Here is a 12,711-nt window from a genome sequence, read left to right on the forward strand (position 1 = left end):
GGGCAAAAAACTGACACTGCGGTTAAAAATGAAAGGTCGCAGCACAGTATTTTTCAAAAGGTCCGGGATATTCATTTCCTTCAACACCAAGTTACCCAGTCCACAGGGGGTGATAAAAGTGATTTAAACTGCAAAAAAAGTATTCCTAAATGGTATATTACAAAATATCTATATTTATCATAAAGATACTTAAAAAGCATGAACGGCAAGAGTGGGATTCAGGTCACAAAGACGCAGCATTTTTTGACATAAAATTTAACCAGCTTTAAATATTATGTTTTTAAACAAGAGGTTAAATTATGTCTGTCAGGAGATTGCAGAAGTTAGCTATGGATCACATTCGTGGCTGCTTTTAGCCTGCCTCAGGGTCATCAGGCTTAGGCCTTGCGGGAGGAGTCAGAGACGGTTTGCGTTATATGCCGACCTGGCGATCTCTGAAATGGTATAGCCCAGAGCAGAATGCAAATGGCGGTTAAAGAAACAGTGATAAGTCACCCCTGGCGCGGCGGGTTCAGTTTTAAGGTGCTGTATTTTTTTACTCTTTATCTCGGGTTGCAGCATGGCGATCGGGAGGCAACTGATGCCGATACCCGCTGAGATCAAGCCTGCCAGGGCATTAACGTTATTGCCACCATAAATTCTGACGGGTTGCTTTCCGGCGTTTTCCCATAACTGAGCACAGAGTTCAGTTATAATGGAGTTGGCATTCTGTTCAATAACCGTCATATCTGCCAGGGTTTTAAGATCGTGAACCTGGTCAGCGGCAAAGATTCCCGGCGCGGCGAACCAGCCAAAAGGAACAGAACCTATTGGAATTTTTGCCATTTCGGCGTCAGGGTGCATATCGGGCAGGAAAGCAAAATCAAGTCGACCGGCCGCAAGTTTGTTAAACAGCGATATCGAAGAATTCACATCTGGCCGGACAGTAATTGACGGATAACTCTCTTTAAGCAATTTAATAAAGTCAGGAAACCAGGTTAACGTCGTCAACTCAGTTAAGCCAACATGCAAGGTTTTTACCGGGAGTTTTGCCGACCCCTTCAGCATCTCAAGTTCATCAATTAACGAAAGCAGTTCCTCGCAATTCTTGACCAACTCCTTCCCCTTCGGCGTCAATCGATTTTTGCGACCTTCGGCTTCAAACAGCGGTAATCTGGCGAGTGTTTCCACCTCTTTTAATCGCTTGGTCGCAGCAGACTGCGTGATATGCAGTTTATCTGCCGCTTTACTTAAGGTTCCGAGTTTCGACACCCAATAAAATGCCTGGATCTGTTTTAAGGTCAGCAAATTTACTCTCCCTGGCCGGCAGCCACATCACGCTGATGCGCTCTATTCTGCGCAAGGTAGCATATCAGTAAAGAATATTTCTAATGATATAAATATCTCGTTACGGAATAAATATCCACCGTTAAGCATATTGCAGAAATAAGCCTGTTCCATGGCAAAAGCCCGGACCACGATTCTGCGCCGGGCGTTGAAATGGATGTGCGACCTCAACCGTCAGACGAACTTAAATCGCGGGTTTTGTCGGTCTACCCTTTGCTGGCCGAGGTTAACCCGGCACGAATATCGTCAAGTTCGATGCACCCTGATGTCCTCCGTCTTACTGTCTGCCTTCGCCAGCATGTCATTGTCCACCAGTGACTTTTTCTTTACGCCGCGATCCAGCTCCTGCTGAAGCTGCGCCATATTTAGCGAACCATTCCAGCGCGAAATAAACAGCGTTGCCACGCCATTACCAATCACATTGATCAGCGCGCCACCTTCGGAGATAAACCGATAGACTCCCAGCACAATCACCAGCCCGGCAGCCGGTACGCTGTTCATTGAGCCCAGCGTCGCGGCAAGCGTGATAAATGCCCCCCCGCTCACGCTGGCTGCGCCTTTTGACGTCAGCAGCAAAATCACCAGTAGCGAAAGCTGATGCTGCCAGCTCAGATCAATATCCAGCGCCTGGGCGATAAATACCACCAGTACGGTCATATTGATGCAGCTGCCATCCAGATTGAAACAGTAACCAGAAGGTACCACCAGACCGACCACGGGTTTATCACAGCCCAATGTTTCCAGTTTAGTCATTAAGCGCGGCAAGGCTGACTCAGATGAAGAGGTGCCGAGTACCAATGCCAGCTCTTCGCGGATATAGCGCAGAAAACGCCATAAACTAAAGCCCGTCATTCGGGCAACGATATTCAGTACGACAAACACAAAGAAAAAGCCGGTAATATAGTAGCAAATCAGCAGCGCCCCGTAGGCGGACAGCGACGCGACGCCATATTTGGCGATGGTGAACGCCATCGCGCCAAACGCCCCCAGCGGTGCCACATACATCACTATCTTCAGCATCTTAAAGAACGTTTTTGCAATCAGGTCGATGGTTGCCAGCAACGGCTTACCTGAATCGCCCAATAGTTGCAGGCCAAAAGCAAACAGGATCGAGATAAACAGCACTTGCAGGATATTCCCCTCGGCAAAGGCCCCAAATACCGTCTCAGGAATGATATGGGTCAGAAATCCGCTGATGCTTTGCTGCTCCGCAGCCTCGGTATATCCGGCAACCGCCCCACCATCCAGTGATGCCGGGTCGATATGCATCCCCTTACCTGGTGCCATCAGATTAACGGCCAGCAAGCCAATCACCAGCGCTACCGTGGTCAGCACTTCAAAATAGACCAGTGACTTCCAGCCAACCTGACCTACGCTTTTCAGGCTTTTCATACTGGCAATGCCACTGACAATGGTACAGAAAATAATGGGCGCGATTAACAGACGGATTAATTTAATAAAGGTGTCGCCAAACGGTTTAAAATTCTCGCCAACACCGGGAAAATAGTGTCCGACAATGACGCCGAGTATAATGGCGATAATCACCTGAATATAAAGATGCTTATACCATTTTCTGGATGTACGGGTATTCGAGGCAGCGATGTTCTGAGACATAAGTAATCCTCGGGTAATGAACCGATTTGTAGGTAAGATTTATTCAGGCGCGTCATCGCGCGCCCTTTATTAAATAACGCTATTTTTTACTGCGCCGCAAAAATAGCCGGCCAGATTATAATGAATGCCTTTTATCAGGTTGCTGACGCCAGTCTGGCTGGCCCAGGCAATATGCGGTGTAATAAGCAGATTAGGATGTTTGAGGGTTAATAACGGGTTGTGTGGATGCGGCGGCTCCTGCGTTAGCACATCCAGTGCGGCTCCGGAAATTTTCCCGCGCATCAGCGCATCAGCCAAAGCATCCTCATCAATCAGGCCGCCACGGGCGGTATTAATTAACAGGGAGGAGCTTTTCATCATGGCTAATACGCTATGGTCAATCAGCTGGCGGGTTTCCGGGCTTAACGGACAGTGCAGGGTTAATATATCGCTTTCTCTGACGACTTCATCAAAAGCCTGATAACCAGACCGCACGTTTTGCTGCCCTTTATGCTCGGCAAACAGCACCTTCATTCCCACACCTCTGGCCAGGCGCGCCACCGCCCCACCGATTTCACCACGGCCAATGATCCCCAGCGTCGCATCCTGAATATCGTTAATCGGCGCTTTATGCAGGCAAAAATGGTCTGAATGCAGCCATTCACGGCTGGAAGCGCTGGCATATTGCAGCAGGTTACGCCGCAGGGCAAAAATTGAGGCAATGACCCCTTCGGAGACGCTGCGTGATGAATATCCCGGAACATTGCTGACAGCAATGCCGCGCTGCCGACAGTAATCAATATCCACACAGTCAAAGCCCGTCGCCGCCACGCAGATAAAACGCAGCGCAGGCAGCTGTTTTAATATTTCGGCGCGTAACGGCACTTTGTTGGTAATAACCACTTCGGCATTATCGAGTACCGCCAGTAATTCCCGCTCATCCGTACTTTTGCGATATACCCAGCGATCGCAAAAGTCTGGTTTTTGTAATTCAACAGGTAAGGTATCCGCATCCAGGGTAACGATTTTCATTCTTCCCTCCTGTCATTATTGATTGTCATAGCGCGAAATTTCAATCAGGTTCAGATCGGGATCGCGCAAATAATAAGAGGTTATCGCACCGCGGGCACCGGTGCGGGAGACCGGGCCGTCAACAATCGTGACCTTCATGCTTTGCAGATGTGCGGCAATATCTGCCAGCGGTTGACTGGCGATAAAACAGAGATCGAGTGAACCCGGTACCGGTAAATGCGCTTTGGGCTCAATTTCTTTTCCATATTCATGGACATTTATTTTCTGCTGACCGAACAAAAAAGCCACACGGTTATTGCCAAATTTAACCAGTTCCATACCCAGTACTCGGGTATAAAAATCGATACATCCGTTGATATCGCGAGTGGTCAGCACCAGGTGGTCAAGATGGTCAATCATAATTGTACTCCGGCGGGCACGCAGCCCTTAAATTGTTGTTCCAGTGATGCCGGCATCGGGTGTAAATCGCTGCGCATACCGGCGCGAGCCAGGGAGCCTGGGACGTTGTGGCCAATTAAACGCGGAAGATCGCGTGAAATCTCCAACAGGGATTCGAGATTTACGCCGGTCTGGTAGCCCATCAGCGTCAGCATATGAACCATATCTTCCGTGCAGACGTTACCGCTGGCACCAGGGGCATAGGGGCAGCCGCCCAACCCACCGGTGGCGGCATCAAAACGGTTAATACCTTCACCCAGCGCCGCCAACGTGTTAGCCAGTGCCATACCACGCGTATCGTGAAAATGCAGCGTGATTTCCAGCTGCGGAAACTGCTGTTTAACCTGGCGGCATAGGCTGGCAACCTGAGAAGGATAGGCCATACCGGTGGTATCGCACAGGGTGATACCGCGCACCTCCCGTAGCGCAAAGTGCTCGATCAGGCGCAACACCGTCGCCTCCGCCACGTCGCCTTCGAACGGACAGCCAAAAGCCGCCGACAGTGAGAGATTAATCGCCGCAGAACTGCCTTTTAATGCGTTAATCACCAGACTGAGCTGCTCAACCGATGCTTCACGGCTCATCCGCAGATTGGTGAAGTTGTGACTGGCGCTGGCAGACATCACCAGATTGGCTTCGTCGATAAGACAGGCCATTGCGCGTTCCGCTCCACGCAGGTTTGGCACCAGTACGCTGTATTCCACTGCCGGATTGCGGCGAATATTTTTCATCACCTCTTCAGCATCTTTCAGTGCCGGGATCGCTTTCGGCGAAGTGAAGGAGGTCACTTCAATTTTGGCGAAGCCGCAGGCGCTCAGCTGGTTAATCAGGGCAATTTTATCCTCAGTGCTGACAAACACCGCTTCATTTTGCAGGCCATCGCGCGGACAAACCTCCTGTATAAAAATCTGGCGATCGCCGCCCGGGTTACGCTGCTGCATCACACCACCCCCCTGGTTTTTAACCCCTGCTGTGCAATCGGATCAAAGCCCATCTCAGTTAATATTTCTGCCGTGTGTTCACCGAGCAGCGGTGCCCTGCGGCGTATTTGTCCCGGCGTTAACAACAACTTTGGCACTATGCCAGGCAGCGTCACCGCGGTTCCGTCCGGCAACTGCTCGCTTAACAGCATGTCACGTGCTTTATAGTGGGGATCATGGGCGATATCGGCGGCATCATAAATTTTGCCGGCGGGTATCCCGGCTTCGGTTAAGGCCGCCAGCACTTGTTGCAGATTGCGTTGCGCCGCCCACTCACCAATTGCGGCATCCAGCAGCGCCACCTGACGCACGCGGCCATCGTTATGTTCCAGTTCAGGATTGGCCGCCAGATCCGGGCGATCGATAATTTGCATCAGCCGCTGAAAAATAGAGTCGCCGTTACCGGCAATCAGCGCGTATTTACCATCCTTGCAACGATAAGCATTAGTCGGGGCGATGCCGGGCAGGCTGCTGCCCGCTGGCTGACGGATATGGTCGAAGACGGAATACTCAGGGATCAGACTCTCCATCATATTGAACACCGATTCATACAGCGCAACATCAACCTGCTGACCCTGACCTCCTGACTCTTTATGACGCAGCGCCAGCAGTACGCCGATCACGCCGTGTAGCGCCGACAGCGAGTCTCCGATTGAGATGCCAGTGCGTACCGGCGTTCTGCCGGGTTCACCCGAAAGATGGCGCAGTCCGCCCATCGCTTCACCAATAACGCCAAAACCGGGACGATCGCGATACGGACCGCTCTGACCGTAACCTGACACGCTGAGCACAATCAGTCCGGGGTTAAGCTGATGCAGGGTTTCCCAGCCCATTCCCCATTTCTCCAGCGTACCCGGCCGGAAATTTTCAATTAACACGTCCGCACTTTTTAGCAGCGACAGCGCAATCTGCTGGCCCTCTTCATCGCGCAGGTCGAGAGTAACCGAACGTTTGTTGCGCGACTGTGCGGCCCACCAGACAGAGTTATCATCATGCAGCATCCGCCATTTACGTAAGGGATCGCCCTTACCAGGAGGCTCGATTTTAATCACGTCGGCACCAAACTCCGCCAGCATTCTTCCCGCCATCGGACCGGCAATCAGTTGCCCCATCTCAATCACACGCAACCCTTCAAGTGGTAGTGGCATAACTCCTCCTTTCACATTTCTGTTACAGGAAGCATTACGCTGAACCGGGATAATGAGAATTTCATTTTTCTCACTAACCCTTTCCATTTGGGAAAGTCGCTCTCACACTCACGAAAGAGTTATGGGTAATAATTATTTTAAATTAGTCAGTTACATAAAACCCTGACTGTCAGGTGTAAAAATTCAGGAAAGTTCACCCGACGGCCTCGTGGTGAAAACTGAGGCATTCATCAAATAATCCAGTAACTTTTGGGCTTCTGGCTGGAGAGGATTTTTTGCATGAATGCCGAGGCGAAGCGTTCTTAAAGCCCAGTTGTCGTTAAGCGGTATGGCTTTTAACGATGAACCTAGTAATGCCGGCGTTATCGCTTTTAATGGCAGGATGCCAATACCTAATCCTGCCTGAATCATCCTGCACACCGCATCAAAGCTGGTGACCTGTATATTGATTTTCAGCACCCGGCCTGCGCTTAATGCAGCATCCGTGATACGCCTCAGCAGGGAACTTCCGTGATTAAGCGCAACGTAATCCCAAACCAGCGTGTCGGCAAAATCGATATTGTCCCTCTCCGCCACGGGATGCCCAAGTGGCACTAACAGCACCAACTGGTCTGTTCGCCAGGCAAAGGTGGTAAGCGCAGTGGCATCGACGTTATCGGCAAAAATCCCGATATCCACTCTTCCGGTATCCACTGACTCAATAATCGCTTCACTGAGCGCTTCTTCAAGACAGATTCGCAGGCGCGGATTTAACTGTAAAAAGTGCGCCAGCTCCTCCGGCAAGAACTGCGTGACGGCAGAAACATTGGCAGCTAAGCGGACGTGGCCCAGCGCCCCTTTTGCATAGTCACCCAATTCACTTGCCATGGTATTGACGTTATCGAGCACTTTACGCGCATGACGCAGCAGGCCGTGGCCCGCGGTGGTCAGCTCAAGCCCGCGAGGCAGGCGAATAAAAAGCGGGCAATTAAGGTTTCTCTCCAGTTCAGCAATCCGCTTACTGACAGCAGATAAGGTGATATTGGCGGCGGCGGCGGCCCGGGTCAGGCTTCCGCATTCAGCGGCAATGATAAAGATACGCAGGGTATTTAAATCGAAGTGGCTGATGCTCATCTTAAGAGTCCTTATGCATTTTCGTTCTCCGGATGGCTTTGTTAACCATAATGAATTTGAGTCGCGTCAACGCTGAGCGCAGCGGTTTATAGTGTATAATTACCGCCCCGCACATCAGTGCAACCCTTGCGCAAATCGCGTCACTTCCTGCGAGAAAGCGTTAATCATCGCCGCATAGTTGGGTTTCGGGTAACGGTGTGTCACCTGATAGCAGACGAAAGGCGGTGGCGGAGACTGAAGTGTATACCAGGCCAGATTCTGCTTATGCCGCAGCAAGCGGATACAACTCATGGGAACAATGCTCCAGCGCCCCGGCACATTCAGATAATGTTCGAGCATCGATCCGGTATTCACGCGCATCAGTGGTCGTTGATTAGCCCAGTAACGATCGTGCCAGATCTCAAAGTCGGCTCCCCAACGTATAAAAATCTCCTGCGCAGGCGACAGCTGTTCCGGTGACATTCCGTCATGAAAATCACTGTCAGCATGACACAACAAATACATCTCCTCACTGAATACCGGTGTTGAGGAGATATCCGGGTAACGCTTTATGCCAAACACAAAACCGATATCAATGGTGCGGTTCTCAAGCAGGCTGTAAATCTCTCCGGAATGATGAGTACGAATATCAAGACGTAGATGGGGAGAATTGACCAGCAGCTGTTGGTAAAACGGCACAAAGGTAGAGTTATTAATAATATCGACGCTGCCAACGGTTAAAACATGATAATCAGCTTTTTCCTTTAGCCGTTGCGTATCGCGCCACAGCGCAAGCCAGCGATGCGCGATCGGTAAAAACGCCTGACCGTATGCGGTCAGAGAAATATGTCTCAATCCACGCTGGCGCAGGAACAGACGATTTTCCAGCTCCTGCTCCAGCAGTTGCAACCTGTGACTGACGGTACTTTGGCCGAGATAGAGCTTCTGCGCCGCCAGTGAAATACTCTGATACTCAACCACTGCAAGAAACGTTTCTACCTGCTCCAGCCTCATGCTGTCCCACCTTAATATCTATGATCATGATTTTTCATATCGGTATATATCATTTTATGACATATCTTTACTGGGTTATATCTCGCTTATCACACTATCAGGAGAGATATGATGAAGTTCGACAATGAACGTTTTAACCGGGGTTATCAGGGTCATTTTCCGGAAGATTTTTTATGGGGTGGCGCGGTCGCGGCGAATCAATGTGAAGGCTCATGGCTGGCAGAGGGTAAAGGTCTCGATCTCGCCAGCTGCTTCCCTGACGGCATTCATCATCAGTACCGCGGTCATCCGCAGCCGGGCCGTTACTATGCACTGGAAAATGCCATCGACTTTTATCGGCGCTATAAAAGTGACATTCAGCTTTTCCGCGAAATGGGGTTTAAAGTCTTCCGCACCTCAATTAACTGGACACGCATTTTCCCGCAGGGCGATGAACAACAGCCGAATGAAGCCGGGCTGCAATTTTACGACGATCTGTTCGATGAATTACTGAAAAATGGTATTCAGCCGCTGATTACCCTCTCCCATTATGAAACGCCGATGGGACTGGTGGAAAAGTACGGTAGCTGGCGGAATCGCAAGTTAATTGAGTTTTACACCCGTTATTGTGAAGTGGTTTTTACCCGCTATCGTGAAAAGGTAAAGCTGTGGATCACATTCAATGAAATTAACAATATGCGAAGAAATCCGGATTATGTCGCCGGGATTCTCTTTCGTGAAGATGAGACCAATCGTGCACAGGTGGTCTATCAGGCCAATCACCATATGTTTGTGGCGAATGCGAAAGCGGTGCAGCTGTGTCGTGAAATCATCCCGGACGCAAAAATTGGCTGCATGCTGGCATCCAGTAACGTCTATCCCAACAACTGTGATCCCGTCGCGGTGTTTGAAACCCAGGATCTGCGTCGTCGTTCGCTCTATTTTGCTGATGTGATGCTGCGCGGTTACTATCCCGGCTATATTTATCGCCAGTGGCATGACAATCACTGCCATATTGAGATGGCTGAGGGTGATCTGCCGCTGATTAAGCAGTACACCAACGATTTTCTGGCATTCAGCTATTACAAAACCACCACTCACGAAGCCGGCCAGCCTTTCTTCGGCGACACCGGTGGCGATATTGGCACGCCGAATCCCTGGCTGAAAACCTCTGACTGGGGATGGCAAATCGACCCGCTGGGATTCCGGTATACCCTGAACGAGCTTTGGGATCGTTATCAGGTTCCCCTTTTCCCGGTAGAAAACGGTCTTGGTGCAGCAGATAAGGTTGAAGATGGCAAAATCCACGACCCTTACCGGGTCGACTATCTGCGTGCGCATCTGCAATGTCTTAAAGAAGCGATTCGTGACGGTGTGGAGGTGATGGGATATGCCTATTGGGGGCCGATAGATATCGTCAGTGCCGGAACCGGCGAAATGAAAAAACGTTACGGGTTTATTTATGTAGATAAAGACAATGCCGGACAGGGAACGCTTCAGCGCATCAAAAAAGATTCTTTTGAGTGGTATCGCCGGGTTATTGCCACCAACGGCGCAGAATTATAATAAAGGATAATAATAATGAATTATAAGAACATCGCCGATCAGATCGTTGCCGCCGCCGGCGGCAACGACAATATCACCTCTGTCACCCACTGCATGACACGCCTGCGTTTTGTGATTAAAAACAAGAGCAAAGTCGATGAACCAACCTTGCGCGCGGTGGAAGGCGTGCTGGGAGTGGTGGATGCCACGGGACAGCTGCAAATTGTACTGGGGAAAACGCTGCTGCCCATCTATTCAGAAGTGGAAAAAGCGCACCAGCGTAACAGCGGCGGCGTCAGTGACATGCCGACAGCAGATGAGGAAGAACCGGCAAAGAAATTCAGCATCATGGGCATGCTTAACGATGCCATCGGTTTTATCGCCAGCGCAGTCACCCCGGCGGTACCGGGCTTTATCGCTGGCGGTATGATAATGGTGGGATTACTGCTGGCGACGCTGATATGGCCGACGTTTAAGCAGAGCTCAACCTACACCATGCTGTTCTTCCTCTCGCAGTGCGCCTTCTATTTTATGCCCATTTATGTGGCCTATGGCGCTGCGAAAAAGTTGGGCAGCACGCCAATTTTTGCCATGGTCTCCGCTGCTGCGCTGATTTATCCCGGCTTTATTGAGCGGGTGGCCAGCGGTCACCCAACCACCCTGTTTGGCCTGCCGGTACTGCTGGATAATTATGCCAGTACTTTATTGCCCGCATTATTAATCGCCCTGGTCGCGGCAAAACTGGAAGTGTTCTTCAATAAAATTATTCCCGGCATTTTCAAAGCGGTATTTGTGGGTGCATTTACCGTTGCGTTAACAGGCACGCTGGGCTTTGTCGTTCTGGGCCCGCTCGGTACCTGGCTTGGGAACTATATTGTCGCATTTTTAGTGATGATTCACAGTACGATTGGTCCTTTCGCGCTGGCTGTACTGACCGGGGCAATGCCATTTTTAATTATTGCCGGTATACATCATCTGTTCAGCCCGATTATGTTGCAAAGCCTCTCTTCATCGGGATACGACAGCTTCTTCCGCCCGGCCTTAATCCTGCACAATATGGCTGAAGGGGGTGCCTGTTTTGGTGTGGCAATGCGTACCCAATATCGTGATTTACGCTCAGAAGCTTTCAGCTGTGGTATTGGCTGTATTTTCGCCGGTGTGACTGAGCCGGCCATCTACGGGATCACCATGCGCCTGAAACGACCGGTGTATGGCGTGATGGCAGGCGGTGCCGTCGGAGGGTTAGTTGCCGGATTAATGGGTGCCAAAGCGTTTATGATGGGTTATTCAAATTTACTGTCGATTCCGGTCTTCCAGGACACCCTTCTGGCGATAATCTCAGGCGTGGTGGCAACGATTGTAACCTCCTGTATGGTGACCCTGATTTTAGGTTTTGAAGATATTGAGCGGTAAATGCATTAATCCAGTTAACCGTTAACCATTCTGACCATTATCTCCCGAGATGGCATTCATCTGCCGTTCGGGAGATGAGAGAACCTGTAGGCTTATTTCGTCGCGTGTTACATCATCTGATAAGGCAGTAGCTTTAACTTCGCTACAGACTGGAATATTGGGAAAATAACACTGTCCCCTCTTTCACCACAACGACCGGCTCAGCATGACTTGCGCTATTGCCGACAGAATGAAAGGAAAAAAACAGCGCCAATGCTGCTGCAAATACCATTACGATGCCACCGAACCATTGGATATTTTTCATAGCCGACAAATCTCAGTAATTGAGTGATGAAAATTGACGATGCGGCGCGATGCCGTAACCTGGAGTGAAGTATAAAGAAGCGCTGGAACAGCGGATATCTGACTAGTCAGAAAAGCAATTCGTCACAGAAACTGGAGAATGGTTATTAATGTTTACCGCAAAGATGATAAGGGGTTTGAGGGTCAAAAATATATAAAAAACGCGCCGGGAGATAATTCATTTTTTCCCTGAAATTTATTTTTCTCAATTCTCCCTCATAATTTTCTCCGTTAACGTCGACGTATAATGCCCCAGCCTGATGGTCGCCAGGCGCTGTAATGGCTGGAGCAATTCCGTAGTAATCATACCAATACATCTTAGCTGACCAGATTAATGCGGCCCGCCGCTGAAATCGTCTTTTTGCTGCACAGCGTCATTATCAGCATGGTGATACTACTGCCCGTGAGCTCTGTCGCAAGCACGCCATTTCAGACGCCACGTCTTACATCTTGCGTAAGTACCACAACAGGAGTGATTTTAACGCAACTAAAATGGTTGACGGTAAAAGACGGTTACTGGTTACTGAGGTTAAAGGCAGTGTCATAGGGAGCTTTATATTGCCGCTTCCGCTCAGCTGTAAGGCAGGTGCTCAATTCGCCCCGATGATGAACAACAGTGAGTTTTCATTTTTTTGGTTTGGAAAATATGAGTCAGTCGCTGATGTCAGACCCTGCTGATATCCGCGATGATGTATCGTGACGTCGGGCTCATTCACCGCCCGCTGGACAATCTGGATGATCAGGTAAGGCACATTTCGCAATAAATCATCATGCTGGCCAGGCGTGATCGGCGTGGCCACATCCTGTAG

At 50.1% G+C, this 12,711-nt stretch carries 12 protein-coding genes; 2 read left to right on the plus strand and 10 right to left on the minus strand.

Going from position 1 to position 12,711, the window contains the following annotated elements; translation table 11 throughout:
• Window positions 1–396: 396 nt before the first annotated feature.
• From NG42_RS09490 to NG42_RS09525, 8 genes are all read right to left on the minus strand, one after another.
• On the minus strand, window positions 397–1,287 hold the full coding sequence (locus NG42_RS09490; protein WP_052899061.1) for a LysR family transcriptional regulator: 891 nt from the start codon (window positions 1,285–1,287) through the stop codon (window positions 397–399).
• A 285-nt stretch (window positions 1,288–1,572) separates the two neighbouring features.
• Window positions 1,573–2,940, minus strand: a complete 1,368-nt coding sequence (dctA, locus tag NG42_RS09495; RefSeq protein WP_082203866.1) for a C4-dicarboxylate transporter DctA — start codon at window positions 2,938–2,940, stop codon at window positions 1,573–1,575.
• A gap of 69 nt (window positions 2,941–3,009) precedes the next feature.
• Window positions 3,010–3,951 (minus strand): D-2-hydroxyacid dehydrogenase, encoded by a 942-nt coding sequence (locus tag NG42_RS09500; protein ID WP_052899062.1) that lies wholly within the window; start codon window positions 3,949–3,951, stop codon window positions 3,010–3,012.
• Between the two features lie 15 nt (window positions 3,952–3,966).
• Window positions 3,967–4,350 carry a VOC family protein gene (locus NG42_RS09505; RefSeq protein WP_052899063.1) on the minus strand — a complete coding sequence of 128 codons (384 nt, stop codon included), beginning with the start codon at window positions 4,348–4,350 and terminating at the stop codon, window positions 3,967–3,969.
• Window positions 4,347–5,330, minus strand: coding sequence for a hydroxymethylglutaryl-CoA lyase (locus NG42_RS09510; RefSeq protein ID WP_052899064.1), 984 nt, complete (start codon window positions 5,328–5,330; stop codon window positions 4,347–4,349). The genes NG42_RS09505 and NG42_RS09510 overlap by 4 nt, the downstream gene beginning before the upstream one ends.
• Window positions 5,330–6,517, minus strand: coding sequence for a CaiB/BaiF CoA transferase family protein (locus NG42_RS09515; protein ID WP_052899065.1), 1,188 nt, complete (start codon window positions 6,515–6,517; stop codon window positions 5,330–5,332). The genes NG42_RS09510 and NG42_RS09515 overlap by 1 nt, the downstream gene beginning before the upstream one ends.
• A gap of 183 nt (window positions 6,518–6,700) precedes the next feature.
• Window positions 6,701–7,630, minus strand: a complete 930-nt coding sequence (locus tag NG42_RS09520; protein ID WP_052899066.1) for a LysR family transcriptional regulator — start codon at window positions 7,628–7,630, stop codon at window positions 6,701–6,703.
• 114 nt (window positions 7,631–7,744) lie between these two features.
• Complete coding sequence (locus NG42_RS09525) at window positions 7,745–8,623, minus strand: LysR family transcriptional regulator (protein ID WP_052899067.1); 879 nt, start codon at window positions 8,621–8,623, stop codon at window positions 7,745–7,747.
• A 108-nt stretch (window positions 8,624–8,731) separates the two neighbouring features.
• On the opposite strand from NG42_RS09525, the gene NG42_RS09530 reads away from it, so the two are divergent.
• Together NG42_RS09530 and NG42_RS09535 are read left to right on the plus strand one after the other, a co-directional pair.
• Window positions 8,732–10,168: a glycoside hydrolase family 1 protein gene (locus NG42_RS09530; RefSeq protein ID WP_277619511.1), complete on the plus strand. Its 1,437-nt coding sequence runs from the start codon at window positions 8,732–8,734 to the stop codon at window positions 10,166–10,168.
• Between the two features lie 15 nt (window positions 10,169–10,183).
• Window positions 10,184–11,560: a PTS transporter subunit EIIC gene (locus NG42_RS09535; RefSeq protein ID WP_052899068.1), complete on the plus strand. Its 1,377-nt coding sequence runs from the start codon at window positions 10,184–10,186 to the stop codon at window positions 11,558–11,560.
• A gap of 142 nt (window positions 11,561–11,702) precedes the next feature.
• Here NG42_RS09535 and NG42_RS22650 read toward each other — a convergent pair whose 3' ends face one another.
• Together NG42_RS22650 and NG42_RS23445 are read right to left on the minus strand one after the other, a co-directional pair.
• Window positions 11,703–11,864: a hypothetical protein gene (locus tag NG42_RS22650; protein WP_156322008.1), complete on the minus strand. Its 162-nt coding sequence runs from the start codon at window positions 11,862–11,864 to the stop codon at window positions 11,703–11,705.
• A gap of 628 nt (window positions 11,865–12,492) precedes the next feature.
• A complete protein-coding gene (locus tag NG42_RS23445; protein WP_052899069.1) occupies window positions 12,493–12,702 on the minus strand; it encodes a hypothetical protein in 210 nt (69 codons plus the stop codon).
• Between the last annotated feature and the right edge of the window lie 9 nt (window positions 12,703–12,711).

The organism is Winslowiella iniecta (assembly GCF_001267535.1).
Taxonomy (GTDB): Bacteria; Pseudomonadota; Gammaproteobacteria; order Enterobacterales; family Enterobacteriaceae; genus Erwinia; species Erwinia iniecta.